Raw genomic sequence first — 15,093 nt, 5'->3', positions numbered from 1 at the left:
TGGGTCAAAGCATGCCGGTTTCGAGGCGCGCGGCCTCGGACATCATGTGCTGGTTCCACGGCGGATCGAAGACCAGCTCGACGTCGGCCTCGGCCACCGTCGGGATCATTTCAAGCTTGCTGCGCACGTCGTCGACCAGGATGTCGCCCATGCCGCACGCAGGCGCGGTCAGGGTCATCTTCACGTCGATCTCGCGCTGTCCTTCGTCCAAGTGCTTGATCTCCACCTCGTAGACCAGGCCCAGTTCGACGATGTTCACCGGAATTTCGGGGTCGAAACAGGTGCGGAGCTGCTGCCAGACCAGTTGTTCGACCTGCTCGTCGCTGGCATCGTCGGGCAGTTCCAGCGGTGCCGGCGCTTCCTTGCCGATGGCATCGCCATCCTTGCCGGCGATGCGGAACAGATTGCCCTCGACGAACACCGAATAACTGCCACCCAGCGCCTGGGTGATGTACCCATAGCTGCCGGCGGGCAGGGTCACGGTGTCGCCCTGCGGGACCATCACGGCCTCGCAATCGCGTTCGAAGTGGACAGGTTCGCTGCTACGGGAATACATGGGGACCGATATGGGGCTGCGGCATAAGCCACGCAAGCGGCCATTCTAGCGTAGGCGCCCCGCCCTCGCCGGTGCACTGCGGCAAACCACAGTATCCTGTGGGCGACCTTCAGGAGCTTCGATGTCCTCCAATGCCGCACGCGCCAGGACCGTTACCTGGCTCTGGCCCTTCATGTTGTTGCTGGCGCTGGCCACCGCCCCCCTCGCCTGGATGCTGATCGCCCTGTTCACCGGCCGTCCCGTCGGCTGGATGGCGGTACTGACCGCCCTGGAACTGGTGTTCATGCTGCGCCTGGGCACGCTCGGTCCCGGCAAGCTGCGTATCGCCCTGGTCGTGCTGGGTACGCTGCTGGTGGCCGCGATCTCGAACTGGGCCATCGCCAGTGCCTGGATGGGCGGATCGATGGGCCTGAACCCCTGGGACGCCTCGCTGCGGATGGGCCCGCACCTGGCCTGGACGCTGATCACCCTGGCCAATGGCGTGGTCGAGTGGCTGTGGCTGGCGGTGGGCGTCGCCGTAGGCGCCTGGCTGGCGCGTTGATCTCGCCGGTGATGCCCTGGTAGATCCACGCCATGCGTGGATGGGGTGGTTGGATCCGGGGTCAGAGCCCTTTCCTGCGGAAAGGGATCCGACCCCAACCCTCAATGCCCGCCGTCAAGCGCCTTCAGTTCGCTGACCAGCGACGCCGCCGCCTCGGCACCATCGCCGTACAGCATGCGGGTGTTATCGGCGTAGAACAGCGCATTCTCGATACCCGCAAAGCCGGTGCCCTTGCCGCGCTTGATCACCACCACGTTGCGCGCGTTGACCACGTCCAGCACCGGCATGCCGTAGATCGGACTGGCCGGATCGGTGCGCGCCACCGGGTTGACCACGTCGTTGGCACCGATCACCAGCACCACGTCGGTAGTGGCGAACTCGGGATTGATGTCATCCATGTCCGCGATCAGGTCATACGGCACCCCCGCTTCGGCCAGCAGCACGTTCATGTGCCCGGGCATGCGCCCGGCCACCGGGTGGATGGCGAACTTGACCTTCACCCCGCGCGTGATCAGCCGCTGCGCCAGCTCCCAGATCTTGTGCTGGGCCTGGGCCACGGCCATGCCATAACCGGGCACGATCACCACGCGTTCGGCAAAGCCCATCATCGCCGCCACGTCGGCCGCTTCGATGGGCTTCTGCGAACCGGAGATCGCCTGCGCTTCACCCCCGGCGCCACCACCGAAGTTGGAGAACAGCACGTTGCGGATCGGCCGGTTCATCGCCTTGGCCATCAACCGGGTCAGCAGGATGCCCGCTGCGCCGACCATCATGCCGGCAATGATCAGCGCCTCGTTGCCCAGCACGTAGCCTTCGAACGACACCGCCAGGCCGGTGAACGCGTTGTACAGCGAGATCACCACCGGCATGTCGGCGCCACCGATCGGCAACGTCATCAACACGCCCAGCGCCAGTGCCAGCACGAAGAAGGCAACGATGGCCCAGGTGCTGAGCGTGCTGGCGGCGATGATGCCCAGCACCACTACGGCCAGCGCCACCAGCAGGTTCATCACCTGCTGGCCCGGCCAGGTCACGCGCTTGTCGAGGCGGCCATCGAGTTTGGCCCAGGCGATCACCGAGCCGGACAGCGACACCGCACCGATCGCCGCGCCCACCACCGCCAGCACCAGCACCGTGCCGGACGGCTGCCGCGCGGCCAGATCGGCCAGCGCCTGCGCACTCCAGTGGGTGGTATCGCGGTTGGCCAGGAACGCATAACGCAGCAGTTCCACCGCACCGATGGCGGCCGCCGAGCCGCCGCCCATGCCGTTGTACAGCGCGACCATCTGCGGCATGTCGGTGACGGCGACCTTGCCCGCCGACCACCAGGCCAGGCCGGCACCCAGCAGCAGTGCCACCAGGATCAGCGGCACGTTGTGCAGTTCGGGCAGGAAGAAGGTCGCCACCGTGGCGAGCAGCATGCCCAGCCCCGCCCAGCGGATACCGCTGCTCGCGGTCATCGGCGAGGCCATGCGCTGCAGGCCGAGCAGGAACAGGGTGGCGGCGACCAGGTAGCTGGCCTTGACCAGCCAATCGAGCAGTTCGACGGTGCTGATGTTCAAGCCTGCGGCTCCTTCGGTTCATCGTTGCCGGCCTTGCGCACGCTCGGCTTGAACATTTCCAGCATGCGCGCGGTGACCACATAGCCACCGGCTGCGTTGCCGGCGCCGAGCACCACGGCAATGAACCCCAGCACCTTCTCCAACGGCGTCTGCGCGTGCCCCAGCACCACCATCGCGCCGATCAGCACGATGCCATGGATGAAGTTGGAGCCCGACATCAGCGGGGTATGCAGGATCACCGGGACCCGGGAAATGATCACGTGGCCGGCAATGGCGGCCAGCATGAAGATGTACAGCGCCACGAACCCGTCACTCACCGGCAACGCTCCTGCTCTGTCTTCGTCGTCCCATCATAACCACGGGCTGAACCCTGCGCGCGTTCCGGTCAACCACGGCCGCGCTCACGCGTTGTCGATGGTGACCCCTGCCGAGGAACCGTACCCTGTGCTGGTGAGCAGCCCTGTCCCCTCAACCACCGATGCCGACACCGTTCCGGCCTCGCTGGAAGCGTTCCTGGCCAGCGTCGGGCCGCGCGCCTTCCGCTTCGCCGAGGCCGGCCTGCGCCAGCGTGATGACGCGCTGGATGCGGTGCAGGACGCGCTGCTGCGCATGTTGGACTACGCCGACAAGCCGGCCGCCGAGTGGGCGCCGTTGTTCTGGAGCATCCTGCGCCGGCGGGTGATCGACGTGCAGCGCCGCCGCCGCTTCCGCCTGCCGTTCTGGCGCGACAACCAGGACGCCGACGGTGGCGAGATCGACTGGGCCGACCCCGGCCCGGACCCCTCGCAGGCGCACGAGCAGCGCCAGCAGTACCAGCAGCTGGTGCAGGCACTGCGCGACCTGCCCGCCCGCCAGCGCGAGGCATTCACCCTGCGCGTGCTGCAGGACCTGGACGGGGCCACCACCGCCCGCGCCATGGGCTGCAGCGAAGGCGCGGTAAAGACCCATCTGGCGCGCGCCCGACAGGCGCTGCAGAATCAACTGGAGATGCACCCGTGAACCGCCCCCTGCCTTCCGATGACGCCCTGCGCAGCCTGCACGCGCAGTCGCTGCAGGCGCTGTCGCCGGCCACCCTGGCACGCCTGCGCAGTGCCCGTCACAACGCCGGTGCGGCGCACGCCGGTCGCTGGCGCTGGTGGCTGGCCAGCGCCTGTTCGCTGGTGATCGCGCTGGGCATCGGCGTCCAGTTCGTCGGTCCGGGCGATCATCAGGGCCCGATCAGCACGCCGATCGTCGCTGCGGAAGAAGACAATGGCGTGCTGTACGACGAGAATCCCGATCTGTACCTGTGGCTGGGCGACAACGACCTGGCGATGGAGTGAACCATGCTGCGATACCCCTCCCTGCCCCTGCTGATCGCCCTGACCCTGCTGCCCGCTGCATCGGCACTGGCGCAGGCCACCGCGCCGGCGCCTGCCGCGCGGCCGACACCTGCTGCCGCGCCGCTGCCGAACTGGGAACAGCTGAGCACGGCCCAACGCGAAGCGCTGTTGGCCCCGCTGCGTGACCGCTGGAACGGCGCCGATCCCGCGCAGCGCCAGCGCATGCTGTCGCACGGCCAGCGCTGGCAGTCGATGAGCCCGGAAGAGCGCGACAAGGCCCGCCGCGGCCTGCGCCGCTTCGAACACATGAGCCCGGAGCAGCGCGAGCAGGCCAGGGCGTTGTTCGGCCAGATGCGTGACCTCAGTCCGGCCCAGCGCGATGCCATGCGCGAGCGCTGGTCGCAGATGACCTCAGACGAACGCAGGGAATGGGTGCGGGACAACCCGCCGCCGGCCAAGCCGCGGTAACCCGCCATCCGAAGGCAAGACATGGGGTCAGATCCCTTTGCCTGCGGCAAAGGGATCTGACCCCATGCCGATCACGCCTGCCAGCGCGTTTTCGCCAGCAGCTCGTCTTCCCAGTCGAAGCCCAGCTGGCCATCACGTACGAACAGAGCGACGAAGTTCATCAGGTTGCGCGCATACATCTCGCTGGCCTGGGTTGCACCTCGGCTGGCCAGACCCAGCGGGCCATCGATGGTCACGCCCTGGTGCTCGATGCATTGGCCGGGTTCGGTCAGCGCGCAGTTGCCACCGCTCTCGGCGGCCAGATCGACGATCACGCTGCCGGCGGCCATGCCTTCGACCATCGCGGCGGTGACGATCGTCGGCGCCTGACGTCCCGGCACCGCGGCAGTGCAGATCACCACGTCCACGCTGCGCAGATGGTCGCCAAGACGGCGCTGCTGTTCGGCACGCTCTTCATCGGTCAGCGCCCGCGCATAACCGCCCTCGCCGGCCGCGCTCACCCCCAGGTCGAGGAAGCGTGCACCGAGCGACTGGATCTGTTCGCGGGTTTCCGGGCGCACGTCGAAGCCCTCCACCTGCGCACCCAGGCGGCGTGAGGTGGCAATGGCCTGCAGGCCGGCGACACCGGCGCCGATCACCAGCACCTTGGCTGGACGCACGGTACCGGCCGCAGTGGTCAGCATCGGGAAGAAGCGCGGCGCACGTTCGGCAGCGATCAATGCCGCCTTGTAGCCGGCCATGCCGGCCTGCGAACTGAGTACGTCCATCGCCTGCGCGCGCGTGGTGCGCGGCAACTGCTGCAGCGGGAACAGGTGCAGGCGGTCATCCGAAGCCAATGCGGCCAACGCCGGGTCAGCTGCGGGGGTCAGCAGGCCGACCACACTGGCGCCCGGCTTGAGCTGGGCCAGCACCTCGGCCGGTGGCGCCTGCACGCACAGCAGGATGTCGATCTCGGCCCAACGGCCGGCGTCGAAGGCGCGGGCACCTGCGTCGTCGTAAGCGGCATCGGTGAAGCCAGCGGCCTGGCCCGCGCCGGGCTGGTACCACACAGTGATGCCCAGCGCAGCGAGCTTGCGCGCCGTCTCCGGCGTGAGCGCAACGCGCCGTTCGCCCGGCGCGGTCTCCTTGATCCCCAGCAACGCCACGGCCATGCAGAATTCCGATGATCGGTGAGTGGGTCCGATCCTAGCAGGCGTACGCGGCTCAGTGCAGCGTCGCACCACCCGGGTCGAGGCGGTCGAGCACGCCCTGCATGGCGCTGTCGAAGGCGCCATCGTCGATGTGGGGACGCAGGCGACCCAACCGCACCATCACCGCCAGCTCCTCAGGCGAGGCCACGCAGAAGCGCACGCCACGACGGTTGACGAACAGCAGGCGCGCGGAAATCGGGCTGATCCAGGACAACTTGCCCGCCTGCACCTTGCCGTCCTTGTCGACGAAGTCCAGCCAGTTGCCGATCTCCATCCGCCGGAAGCGATCGGCATCGGCGTTGTCGAAATCGTCGGTATTGAAGTTACCGCCCAGCTCGACAGCCGGCGTTTCCGGAGCCGGCGGTGCGGGCAGCACCACCTGCGGCAGCTCGGGCAACGCGCGCTGCAGCTCCGGTCGCGATTCGGCGATGCCCTGCAATGTGTCGTGCAGCGCATCGACGGCTGCGGTGGCTGCGTCGCCATGCACGCCGACGCTGGCAAACACCTTGGCCAGCAGCGGCTGCCAGGCCTGCAGCCACGGCTTGCCGACAATCTGCCGGCGGGCCTCGGCCACTTCCTCCAGCAGGCCATCGGCCAACGTCAGCGCCTCGGCCACCGAAGCCCCCTCCTCGCCCTCGCGCAGCAGCGCCAGGGTCAGATGGTGCTGCCAGGGCTGGCGCAGGAATTCGGCGATCGCCGACGGCAGGGTGGCATCGCCGATGCGGCGATCCAGTTCGGCACCGGCACGGGTACGGGCCATCTCCAGCTTTTCCTGGCCGCGCTGGGTCTCGGCGGCCCGCCGCTCGGCGATTTCCACGCGACGGCGGTGCTGCACCAGGAAATCGCGGAATTCTTCTTCCAGGGTCAGGAAGATCGCCAGGTTCTCGTTGAACTCGGCCACCAACCGCTCGATGATCTCTTCCACCTTGGCCATCAGCATGCGTTCGGCCTGGCTTTCCCCGGTGTTGCCCTCGCAGGCCTCGGCCAGCGAGTTCAGCAGCTTGCGCGCCGGGTGGGTCTTCTGCACGAACATGCGGCGGTCCAGCATCGCCACCTTCACGAACGGAACCACCAGGCGGCCAATGAGCTCACGCGAGCGGCCTTCCAGTTCACGCTCATCGAGCATCACGTCGAACAGCATGCCGACCAGGTCGATGGCATCCTCGTCCTGCGCGTCCAGCCGGGTCTGGCCCGGATCGACACCCAGCCGCGTGGCGCTGGACAACACTTCGCTCTTCAGCCGCTGCGCCAATGATTCGCCGTCCTCGCCGATCGCCGCACGCAGGGTTGCGCTGGGCGTGGCCTGCAGCAGCGACAGCACCGACATCATTTCGCGCTGGCTCAACGGACGATGCTGGCCGACCGCGACCTGAGCCGCAGAGGTTGCGTCCTCGCGCACGTGGCGGGTCTGCTGCAGCAGTTCGTGCAGGGCTTCCAGCAACATGCCCTGCTGGCCGGAATAGGCTTCACCGGAAGGGCTCTCTTCACCACCCGCATGCTGCTGCATATGGCCACGACGCTCGGACCAGCGCGCGGCGAAACGCTGCGCCCAAGCCGGGGCGGCCTGTTCGTCGTCCTTGAATTCGTTGTCAACGCCCGGTGCCGCGCGCTGCTCGACCAGATCATCCAGGCCATGCGGAACGTGCTGCGCCGGGGCCGACGCCAGTGGTCGGCGCGGGGCACCCATCTGCGACATCACCCCGGCTGCGGCCAGGTGCTCGTCCAGCTTCTCGTAGATGCGGCCCACCGGCGCGCGCATATCGCGCTCGCACAGCTTGATCAGCACCAGGTGGACTTCCGGTGCCAGCTCGCAGCCGGCAAAGGCTTCGTGGATGGCCACGCCCAGGTGTTCGGGGCTGATCGGGTTGCGGTCGGCATCCAGTTCGATACCGCCGCCCAGCCAGCCCAGGCGGCGGTCGAGCCGCGCCAGCACCGGCTTGAAGTCGCGCAGCAGCACGGTGGCGAAGTTGCGCACCGCCAACCGCGATTCCAGTACATGTTCCGGCACCAGGCTGAGGCCGTCCTGGGCCTGCCCGGACAGGGTCAGCTCGGCGGAGACGGGCTCGCCCGCAGCCAGACCGGCCCAGGCATGGCCAAGATGGGCGGCAAAAGCACCGGCAATCTCCTCACGGCGGCGGCGCAGCTCGCGCATCGCGTCCAGGAACAGCAACTGCGACGAGCCGGCATTGCCGGCACGGTCGAACAGGGCATCATCGAAGCGGGCCAGTGCCGCGCCAAAGGCCTGGCACAACGCCGGCAGGACGATGTCCCGGGCAAGCTGGAGCTGGGCCGGGTCACGGCCCGGCGATCCCATCGGAGTGGGCGCGCTCATCATTCGGGAAGGCTCCCCACCTTCTCTGGTGCGACAGACATCATGGACATCGCGACGGCCGGTACACCCCATGCACCGGTCCCTCGATGGTAGGCCGCCCAGCCCATCGCGGACAGTGAAACAGTCCTCACTTCAAACCTCATGAACGGCGGCCCGGCAATATTACGTATCGTAAGCCGTGCAGGGCCTGCGAGGCGAGGGGAAGCGGGGCTCCGTGATCCGCCAGTGGCATGATGTTCATCACAGTTTGCTATTCAGGGGTCTGACGCGACACAAACGGCGTCATCTACCTCCCCGACTATAATCAGCGACCCGTGATGACCGGTTCAGACTCCATGCCCGACCCTGCTGCCCTGATTGCCCTGGATGCCCGCCGCTCGGTGCCCTCGCGGCAACTGGGCGAGCCCGGACCGGATCCGGCCACCCTGCAGCGGATGCTGACCTCGGCGGTCCGCGTGCCCGACCACGGCAAGCGCGTACCGTTCCGCTTCCTGAAGATCGCCGGCGATGCGCGTCACACTCTGGGCGACTTCCTGGCCGCGCGCAGCCGTGAGCGCGACCCGCATGCCGGCGACGCCGTGTTCGAGAAGGACCGCCAGCGCTTCAGCCATGCACCGCTGGTGATCGTGGTGGTGGCCAGCCCCCGCCCGGACCCGAAAGTTCCCGCACAGGAACAGCTGATGACCGCCGGCTGCGTGTGCTTTGCCCTGTTGCAGGCCGCCCAGGCACTGGGCTTCGGCGCGCAGTGGCTGACCGCATGGATGGCCTTCGATCCCGCCGTGCACGCCCATCTGGGGCTGGCCGAGGGCGAAGGCATTGCCGGTTTCATCCACATCGGCACGCCCAAGGCCGAAGTGCCCGAACGCGAGCGCCCCGATGCCGCGGCCCTGCTGCAGGACTGGACCGGCCAGTGAGCGCCGTGATTCCCGTGGCGATACCGCCGCCGCTGTACCTGGTCGACGCCAGCATCTACGTGTTCCGCGCCTGGCATTCGCTGCCGGACGAATTCCAGGACAGCCAGGGCTGGCCGACCAACGCCGTGCATGGATTCGCCCGTTTCCTGCTGGACCTGCTGGAGCGCGAACGCCCCCGGCACATCGCCATCGCCTTCGACGAGGCATTGGACAGTGGCTTCCGTCACCGCCTGTACCCGGCCTACAAGGCCAACCGGGACCCGGCGCCGGAAGCGCTCAAGCGCCAGTTCGTGCACTGCAAGGCGCTGTGCGCAGCGCTCGGCCTGGTGGTACTGGCGCATCATGATTACGAAGCCGACGACCTGATCGGCAGCGCCCTGCATGGCCACCGCAGCAGCCATCGCGGCGTGATCATTTCCGCCGACAAGGACCTGTCGCAGCTGCTGCTCGACCATGACGAGCAATGGGATTACGCACGCAACCAGCGCTGGGACGTGGCCGGCGTCAAGGCCCGGCACGGCGTGCACGCACACCAGATTGCCGATTACCTGGCGCTGTGCGGCGATGCGGTCGACAACATTCCGGGCATCAGCGGTGTCGGCGCCAAGTCGGCGGCCGTGCTGCTGGCCCATTTCGGCAGCATGGACGTGCTGTACGAACGCCTGGACGAAGTGCCGTTCCTGCGCCTGCGCGGCGCGGCCCAGATGGCGGTGCGCCTGCGTGAGCAGCGCGAGCACGCCCAGCTCTGGCGCCAGCTGACCACCATCGCCCTGGACGCACCGTTGGAAGGCTGCCAGCCCGGCATGCCGCGCCAGGCGGCCGATCCAGAGCTGCTCGGCGGCCTGTGCCAGACCCTGCGCTTCGGCCCCATGACCCGTCGCCGGCTGTTCAGTGCCGCCGGCATTTCCGACCCCGTCCCTACTTCCAGCGAGCCCGCATGAGCCAGCGCAACACCGAAGCACCGCGTGTCGTCTACGAAGGCAAGTACCAGCGCATGGTCGTGCGCGGCAGCTGGGAATACAGCGAACGCACCCACGCCGGCGGCCTGGCCGCGATCATCATTGCCGTCACCCCCGAGGACAACGTGCTGTTCGTCGAACAGTTCCGCGTACCACTGCAGGCGTCGACCATCGAGATGCCGGCCGGGCTGGTCGGCGACATCGATGCGGGCGAGTCCATCGAAGTTTCCGCTGTACGCGAGCTGGAAGAGGAAACCGGCTGGACCGCCGAGCACGCCGAAGTGCTGATGATCGGCCCCACCTCCTCCGGTGCCAGCAGCGAGAAGATCGCCTTCGTGCGTGCCACCGGCCTGCGTCGCATCGGCGAAGGCGGCGGCGACGAGAGCGAGGACATCACCGTGCATGAAGTGCCGCGCACGCAGGCCGCCGCCTGGCTGGTGCAGAAAATGGCCGAAGGCTATGAAGCCGATGCCAAGCTGTGGGCCGGCCTGTGGATGATCGAGCACCACCTGGACGGACGGCCCCGTGGCTGACGCCGGCCTGCACGCGCTGCCGGCACTGCTGGGCGCCGACGATCCGGCGATCTTCAGCGTGCACCGTGCGCAGGGCGCCTCGCCGTTCCTGCTGCTGGCTGATCATGCCGGCCAACAGGTGCCGCGTGCACTGGCCGATCTTGGATTGCCGCAGGCCGAACTGGACCGGCATATCGGCTGGGACATCGGCATCGGCGGCACCACCCGTGCAACGGCCGAGCGGCTGGATGCGTGGGCGATCGAGCAGACCTATTCGCGGCTGCTGATCGACTGCAACCGCCCGCTGGTTTCGCCGACGCTGATACCCGAGGTCAGCGACCATACCGTGGTGCCGGGCAATGCCGGGCTGTCGCCCGCACAGCGGCAGCAGCGCATCGATGCGATCCACGCGCCCTACCATGCACGCATCGATGCCGAACTGGATGCACGCCGCGATGCGGCACGGCCAACAGTGCTGGTGATGATGCACAGCTTCACCCCGGTGATGAACGGCATGCAGCGTCCGTGGCATGCCGGCGTGCTGTACCACCAGGACACCCGCTTTGCCCACGCCTTGCTACAGGCGCTGCGCGATGAAGGCGACCTGGTGGTGGGTGACAACGAACCGTATTCGGTCAACAGCAGCAGCGACTACGCGGTGCCAGTGCATGGCGAAGGTCGCGGCCTGGTGCATGTGGAACTGGAGATCCGCCAGGACCTGATCGCCGATGCCGCCGGGCAACAGGCGTGGGCGGAGCGGCTGGCGCGTATTTTCAGCGCGTTGCAGCCGCAGTTGTTGGCGTTCGGATGACCGCATCCACGCATGGCGTAAATCTGCCCGGGATCGGTACATCCACGCATGGTGTGGATCTGCCCGGGATCGGTACATCCACGCATGGTGTGGATCTGCCCGGGATTGGTAGTGCCGGCCGCTGGCCGGCAACCTCAGGGTAGCTGGATCATTGCAGTTGCCGGCCAGCGGCCGGCACTACCGCAGCAGCGGCGCATCCATCCACGGGAACGCCTGCACGGCCTCGGGCACCTCACCGTCATCATCGAACGCGGCGTCTTCATCTGCCGGCAACCAGAAACGCGCTGTCAGCAGATCGCCCTCGCTGGCATGCACCCAGCCGAACGATTCCCATACGTCGTGGTCGTCATTGCAGGCGGCAAACGCGTCCAGCGTCTGGCGAAGATCAAGCAGTGCAATCATGCGTCGTTTGGCAGGGCGTCGGGAGAGCTGCAGTCTACCCGTGCCGGACGCAGGCCCAGCGCGATGACCACGCCGAGCGCGGCGAACAGCGCGGCACCGTACTGCGCATTGACCATGCCCTGCAGGGCATCAGGACTGGTTGCCGCCTGCGTGCCGCGTGCGGCGTTTGCCACCATCACCAGTACTGCCAGGCCCAACGCGCCGCCGATCTGCTGTGCGGTAGCGGCCATGCCGGACGCCACACCCTGCTGCGGACCCGGTACGCCCTGCCCGGCCACGATCCACATCGCCGTCCAGCTCATGCCCTGGCCCACGCTGAGCACCACGATGCCCGGCAGCAGCGGCCAGTAGCTGGCGCCGTGCGGCATCGCCAGCGCCACCGCAGTGATGCCGATGGCACCGGCGGCGAAGCCCCAGGCCAGCACCTGCCGTGGCGAACGGCGCTGCAGCATGCGCTCGGCAATGCAGATGCCGAAGGTGCACACCAGCGTCGGCAGCAGGAAGGCCATGCCGGCCTGCAGCGGGCTCCAGCCATAGCCATCCTGGAAGTACAGCGCCAGGAAGTAGTACTGCACGCCATAGCTGCTCATGAACGCGAAGGTCAGGCCGAGTGCTGCACGCAGGCCTGGCAGGCGCAGCAGCGCGAACTGCATCAGCGGGTCGCGGCTGCGCTTTTCGATCTGCACGAACACCGTCAGCAGCACGGCTGACAGCAACAGGCAGATGAGCGTGGCCGGTGCGGTCCAGCCCCATTCCGGCCCCTGCACCAGGGTGGTGACCAGCAGGCTGCCGCCGGCGGTGACGGTGAGGCAACCGGCCAGATCGAAGGAACGGCCGCGCACGCGCGGGCCATCGGCCGGCAGCCACGCGCCCGCGGCGACGGCACAGGCCGTGGCCAACGGCACGATCACCGCCAGCACCGCCGGCCAACCGAAGGCTTGGGTCAGTACACCGCCCAGCAGCGTCCCCAGCGCGAGGCCCGCCGCGCTGGCCATGCTCCAGATTGCCAGCGCGCGGTTGCGCACCGGGCCTTCTGCATACAGCGTATTGATCAGGGCCAGGGTGGCCGGAAACAGCAGCGCCGCACCGATGCCCTGCGCCGCACGTGCCACGATCAGCAGTGTGGCATTGGGCGCCAGCGCACCCAGCAGCGAAGCCAGGGCGAACAGCAGCATGCCCAGCCGGTAGAAGCGGCGGCGTCCCAGCAGATCGGCCGCACGCCCGCCCAGCAGCAGGCTGCCGCCAAAGGCCACCGTATAGGCGCTGACCACCCACTGCAGCTGCTGCGCATTGATCTGCAGCGCGCGGCCCATGTCGTGCAGGGCGACGAAGATGATGGTGGCGTCCAGAGCGATGATCAGCTGCGCGGTGGCCAGCAGGGTCAGCGCCCAGCGCGGGTATTTCAGGGGAGGCATGCGGCGCCCGGTTCGGAGGGGGGACGGCAGTCTCATTGATGCAGCTGAATCAATAAACCCCCTCAGCGCGATTTCTGTCATGATTTTCCGCATGAATGGATCCTCGATGGACCTCAATGCAGTGCGCATGCTGGTGCAGGTGGCTGAGGCGCGCAGCTTCACCGTCGCCGCCGGCCAGCTCGGCTTGAGCCAGTCCGGGCTGTCACGCGCGATCGGCCGGCTGGAAGCCTCGCTGGGGGTGAAGCTGCTGCAGCGGAATACGCGCAATGTCGCGCTGACCCCGGATGGCCAGCAGTTCGTCGAGCAGGTGGGACCGTTGCTGTGCGGGATGGAAGACGCCGAGCGGCTGCTGGCCGACCGCCCCTGCACGCCCTCGGGTGTGCTGAAGATCAGCGCGCCCTCGATGTTCGGGCGCAGGGTGCTGGTGCCGTTGCTGGGGCCGTTGCTGGAGCGGCACCCGCAACTGCAAGTGGAAGCGGTGCTCAGCGACCGGCTGGTGGATCTGGTGGAGGAAGGCTTCGACGCCGCCCTGCGCACCGGCACCATCGCTGACCAGCGCATGGTGGCGCGGCCGTTGAAGCCACTGCGCTGGGTGACCGTGGCCAGCCCGGCCTACCTGGCCGCGCAGGGTGAGCCGGCCGATGTGGCGGCATTGCAGAACCATGCCTGCCTGGCGGTGCGCAACCTGCGCAGCGGCCGGCTGGTGGACTGGCAGTTCCTGCAGGACGGGCAGCTGCGCGAGGTCACGCCGCCGACGCGGATGGTGTTCGACTGCGGCGACCCGCTGGTGGAGGCAGCGATTGCGGGCATCGGCATCGTGCAGGTGATGGATTTCGCGGTGGCCGACGCGCTGGCCGATGGCCGCCTGCAGCGCGTGCTGCAGCCGTTCGAAGGCCGCAGCCGCGCGCTGTCGTTGATCTACCCGCCGTCGCGCCAGCACTCACCGAAACTGCAGGTGCTGGCCAACGCGTTGTTGGCCGGGGATTGGTAGATCCACGCCGCGCGTGGATGAGCGTTTCAATGCAAAAGCGGCCAAGCATGGCCTGGCCCTACTGGGCCGTAGTAGATCCAAGCCATGCGCGGATGCAAAGGCAGCCGGGCATGGCCCGGCGCTCCCGGTAAGGCGTTGCCGGCCAGCGGCCGGCACTACCACCTCCCGATCAGGCGAAACTATCGGTGGCACGCACCAGCGCGTCGACGTTCTCTGCTTCGAACGCCGAATGCCCCGAGGCCGGGGTGATCTCCAGCTTCGCCTTCGGCCACACCTTGGTCAGGTCCCAGGCATTGGCCAGCGGACAGACCACGTCGTAGCGGCCGTGCACGATCACGCCCGGGATGTCGGCGATGCGGTGCGCGTCGCGCAGCAGCTGGTCTTCCACTTCGAAGAAACCGCCGTTGACGAAGTAGTGGTTCTCGATGCGGGCAAACGCCAGCGCGAAGTGGGGGTCTTCATGGCTGTTGATGAAGTCGTCGTCCACGTGCAGGAAGCTGGTCGCGCCCTCCCAAACCGCCCAGGCCTTGGCTGCGTCCAGGCGCGTTGCTTCGTCTTCGCTGGTCAGGCGGCGATGGAAAGCGGAGATCAGATCATGGCGTTCTACTGCCGGAATCGGCTTGAGGTAGTGCTCCCACGCATCCGGGAACAGGCGGTTGGCGCCTTCCTGGTAGAACCATTCCAGCTCCCAGCGGCGCAGCATGAAGATGCCGCGCAGCACCAGTTCGGTCACGCGCTGCGGATGGGTCTGCGCATAGGCCAGCGCCAGGGTCGAGCCCCAGCTGCCACCGAACACCTGCCAGCGATCGACCTTCAGGTGCTCGCGCAGCTTCTCGATGTCGGCCACCAGGTCCCAGGTGGTGTTGTCCACCAGATCGGCGTGCGGGGTGGAACGACCGGCACCGCGCTGATCGAACAGGATGATGCGGTACTTGGCCGGGTCGTGGAACTGGCGCATCTTGTCGCTGCAGCCGCCGCCGGGCCCACCATGCAGCATCACCACCGGCTTGCCGTCCGGGTTGCCGCACTGTTCGAAGTACAGCGTGTGGCGGTCGTCGACCTTCAGGGTGCCGACGTCGTAAGGGGTGATGGCGGGGTACAGCGTACGCATGCTTGCA

Annotated in this window: 17 protein-coding genes; 9 read left to right on the top strand and 8 right to left on the bottom strand. The window is 67.7% G+C overall.

Annotated elements, in window-relative coordinates:
- Positions 1-4: 4 nt before the first annotated feature.
- Positions 5-556, bottom strand: coding sequence for a putative Fe-S cluster assembly protein SufT (sufT, locus tag AC1DKR_RS15240; protein WP_025877975.1), 552 nt, complete (start codon positions 554-556; stop codon positions 5-7).
- Between the two features lie 121 nt (positions 557-677).
- Here sufT and AC1DKR_RS15235 point away from each other — a divergent pair, with 121 nt between their 5' ends.
- Positions 678-1,097 carry a hypothetical protein gene (locus tag AC1DKR_RS15235; protein WP_025877973.1) on the top strand — a complete coding sequence of 140 codons (420 nt, stop codon included), beginning with the start codon at positions 678-680 and terminating at the stop codon, positions 1,095-1,097.
- Positions 1,098-1,198: 101 nt separating this feature from the next.
- Here the strand turns inward: AC1DKR_RS15235 and AC1DKR_RS15230 are convergent, their stop codons facing one another.
- Together AC1DKR_RS15230 and AC1DKR_RS15225 are read right to left on the bottom strand one after the other, a co-directional pair.
- Positions 1,199-2,659: an NAD(P)(+) transhydrogenase (Re/Si-specific) subunit beta gene (locus AC1DKR_RS15230; RefSeq protein ID WP_025877971.1), complete on the bottom strand. Its 1,461-nt coding sequence runs from the start codon at positions 2,657-2,659 to the stop codon at positions 1,199-1,201.
- Positions 2,656-2,976 (bottom strand): NAD(P) transhydrogenase subunit alpha part 2, encoded by a 321-nt coding sequence (locus tag AC1DKR_RS15225; RefSeq protein WP_223494292.1) that lies wholly within the window; start codon positions 2,974-2,976, stop codon positions 2,656-2,658. Before AC1DKR_RS15225 ends, AC1DKR_RS15230 begins: the two co-directional genes overlap by 4 nt.
- A 97-nt stretch (positions 2,977-3,073) precedes the next feature.
- Between AC1DKR_RS15225 and AC1DKR_RS15220 the strand changes: the two genes are divergently transcribed.
- Genes AC1DKR_RS15220 through AC1DKR_RS15210 form a run of 3 tightly spaced genes read left to right on the top strand, consistent with a single transcriptional unit; the run spans position 3,074 to position 4,449 of the window.
- A complete protein-coding gene (locus AC1DKR_RS15220) occupies positions 3,074-3,658 on the top strand; it encodes an RNA polymerase sigma factor (protein ID WP_313251978.1) in 585 nt (194 codons plus the stop codon).
- The gene (locus tag AC1DKR_RS15215) at positions 3,655-3,981 is read left to right on the top strand and encodes a hypothetical protein (protein ID WP_059066081.1); all 327 of its coding nucleotides are present in this window, start codon (positions 3,655-3,657) and stop codon (positions 3,979-3,981) included. Before AC1DKR_RS15220 ends, AC1DKR_RS15215 begins: the two co-directional genes overlap by 4 nt.
- 3 nt (positions 3,982-3,984) lie before the next feature.
- Complete coding sequence (locus AC1DKR_RS15210) at positions 3,985-4,449, top strand: DUF3106 domain-containing protein (protein WP_478033402.1); 465 nt, start codon at positions 3,985-3,987, stop codon at positions 4,447-4,449.
- Positions 4,450-4,520: 71 nt separating this feature from the next.
- Here the strand turns inward: AC1DKR_RS15210 and AC1DKR_RS15205 are convergent, their stop codons facing one another.
- Complete coding sequence (locus AC1DKR_RS15205) at positions 4,521-5,600, bottom strand: NAD(P) transhydrogenase subunit alpha (protein ID WP_223494288.1); 1,080 nt, start codon at positions 5,598-5,600, stop codon at positions 4,521-4,523.
- A gap of 52 nt (positions 5,601-5,652) precedes the next feature.
- A complete protein-coding gene (locus AC1DKR_RS15200; protein ID WP_478033400.1) occupies positions 5,653-7,974 on the bottom strand; it encodes a DUF1631 domain-containing protein in 2,322 nt (773 codons plus the stop codon).
- A 332-nt stretch (positions 7,975-8,306) separates the two neighbouring features.
- Between AC1DKR_RS15200 and AC1DKR_RS15195 the strand changes: the two genes are divergently transcribed.
- From AC1DKR_RS15195 to AC1DKR_RS15180, 4 genes are read left to right on the top strand one after another with little or no spacing between them, the layout of a single operon-like run.
- Positions 8,307-8,885, top strand: coding sequence for a nitroreductase family protein (locus AC1DKR_RS15195; RefSeq protein ID WP_223494286.1), 579 nt, complete (start codon positions 8,307-8,309; stop codon positions 8,883-8,885).
- A complete protein-coding gene (locus tag AC1DKR_RS15190; protein WP_312786936.1) occupies positions 8,882-9,826 on the top strand; it encodes a 5'-3' exonuclease in 945 nt (314 codons plus the stop codon). Before AC1DKR_RS15195 ends, AC1DKR_RS15190 begins: the two co-directional genes overlap by 4 nt.
- Positions 9,823-10,377 carry an NUDIX hydrolase gene (locus AC1DKR_RS15185; RefSeq protein WP_223494284.1) on the top strand — a complete coding sequence of 185 codons (555 nt, stop codon included), beginning with the start codon at positions 9,823-9,825 and terminating at the stop codon, positions 10,375-10,377. The genes AC1DKR_RS15190 and AC1DKR_RS15185 overlap by 4 nt, the downstream gene beginning before the upstream one ends.
- Positions 10,370-11,167: an N-formylglutamate amidohydrolase gene (locus AC1DKR_RS15180; RefSeq protein ID WP_478033393.1), complete on the top strand. Its 798-nt coding sequence runs from the start codon at positions 10,370-10,372 to the stop codon at positions 11,165-11,167. The genes AC1DKR_RS15185 and AC1DKR_RS15180 overlap by 8 nt, the downstream gene beginning before the upstream one ends.
- Before the next feature lie 177 nt (positions 11,168-11,344).
- Here AC1DKR_RS15180 and AC1DKR_RS15175 read toward each other — a convergent pair whose 3' ends face one another.
- Together AC1DKR_RS15175 and AC1DKR_RS15170 are read right to left on the bottom strand one after the other, a co-directional pair.
- Complete coding sequence (locus tag AC1DKR_RS15175; protein ID WP_363729944.1) at positions 11,345-11,569, bottom strand: hypothetical protein; 225 nt, start codon at positions 11,567-11,569, stop codon at positions 11,345-11,347.
- The gene (locus AC1DKR_RS15170; RefSeq protein WP_478033386.1) at positions 11,566-12,984 is read right to left on the bottom strand and encodes an MFS transporter; all 1,419 of its coding nucleotides are present in this window, start codon (positions 12,982-12,984) and stop codon (positions 11,566-11,568) included. The genes AC1DKR_RS15175 and AC1DKR_RS15170 overlap by 4 nt, the downstream gene beginning before the upstream one ends.
- Positions 12,985-13,090: 106 nt before the next feature.
- Between AC1DKR_RS15170 and AC1DKR_RS15165 the strand changes: the two genes are divergently transcribed.
- Positions 13,091-13,975 (top strand): LysR family transcriptional regulator, encoded by an 885-nt coding sequence (locus AC1DKR_RS15165; RefSeq protein ID WP_363731327.1) that lies wholly within the window; start codon positions 13,091-13,093, stop codon positions 13,973-13,975.
- A 169-nt stretch (positions 13,976-14,144) separates the two neighbouring features.
- Here AC1DKR_RS15165 and pip read toward each other — a convergent pair whose 3' ends face one another.
- Positions 14,145-15,086, bottom strand: coding sequence for a prolyl aminopeptidase (pip, locus tag AC1DKR_RS15160; protein ID WP_032977488.1), 942 nt, complete (start codon positions 15,084-15,086; stop codon positions 14,145-14,147).
- Positions 15,087-15,093 lie beyond the last annotated feature (7 nt).

It is taken from the genome of Stenotrophomonas sp. 01N47 (assembly GCF_056399165.1).
This window is presented reverse-complemented; position numbering and strand designations above follow the sequence as displayed.

What these genes read in the sequence shown, in the direction of transcription:
- AC1DKR_RS15170 (WP_478033386.1), bottom strand. Translation starts at nt 12,984, where the DNA reads ATGCCTCCCCTGAAATACCCGCGCTGGGCGCTGACCCTGCTGGCCACC.
- AC1DKR_RS15165 (WP_363731327.1), top strand. Translation starts at nt 13,091, where the DNA reads ATGGACCTCAATGCAGTGCGCATGCTGGTGCAGGTGGCTGAGGCGCGC.
- AC1DKR_RS15185 (WP_223494284.1), top strand. Translation starts at nt 9,823, where the DNA reads ATGAGCCAGCGCAACACCGAAGCACCGCGTGTCGTCTACGAAGGCAAG.
- AC1DKR_RS15205 (WP_223494288.1), bottom strand. Translation starts at nt 5,600, where the DNA reads ATGGCCGTGGCGTTGCTGGGGATCAAGGAGACCGCGCCGGGCGAACGG.
- AC1DKR_RS15235 (WP_025877973.1), top strand. Translation starts at nt 678, where the DNA reads ATGTCCTCCAATGCCGCACGCGCCAGGACCGTTACCTGGCTCTGGCCC.
- AC1DKR_RS15200 (WP_478033400.1), bottom strand. Translation starts at nt 7,974, where the DNA reads ATGATGAGCGCGCCCACTCCGATGGGATCGCCGGGCCGTGACCCGGCC.
- AC1DKR_RS15220 (WP_313251978.1), top strand. Translation starts at nt 3,074, where the DNA reads ATGGTGACCCCTGCCGAGGAACCGTACCCTGTGCTGGTGAGCAGCCCT.
- AC1DKR_RS15175 (WP_363729944.1), bottom strand. Translation starts at nt 11,569, where the DNA reads ATGATTGCACTGCTTGATCTTCGCCAGACGCTGGACGCGTTTGCCGCC.
- AC1DKR_RS15195 (WP_223494286.1), top strand. Translation starts at nt 8,307, where the DNA reads ATGCCCGACCCTGCTGCCCTGATTGCCCTGGATGCCCGCCGCTCGGTG.
- AC1DKR_RS15210 (WP_478033402.1), top strand. Translation starts at nt 3,985, where the DNA reads ATGCTGCGATACCCCTCCCTGCCCCTGCTGATCGCCCTGACCCTGCTG.
- sufT (WP_025877975.1), bottom strand. Translation starts at nt 556, where the DNA reads ATGTATTCCCGTAGCAGCGAACCTGTCCACTTCGAACGCGATTGCGAG.
- pip (WP_032977488.1), bottom strand. Translation starts at nt 15,086, where the DNA reads ATGCGTACGCTGTACCCCGCCATCACCCCTTACGACGTCGGCACCCTG.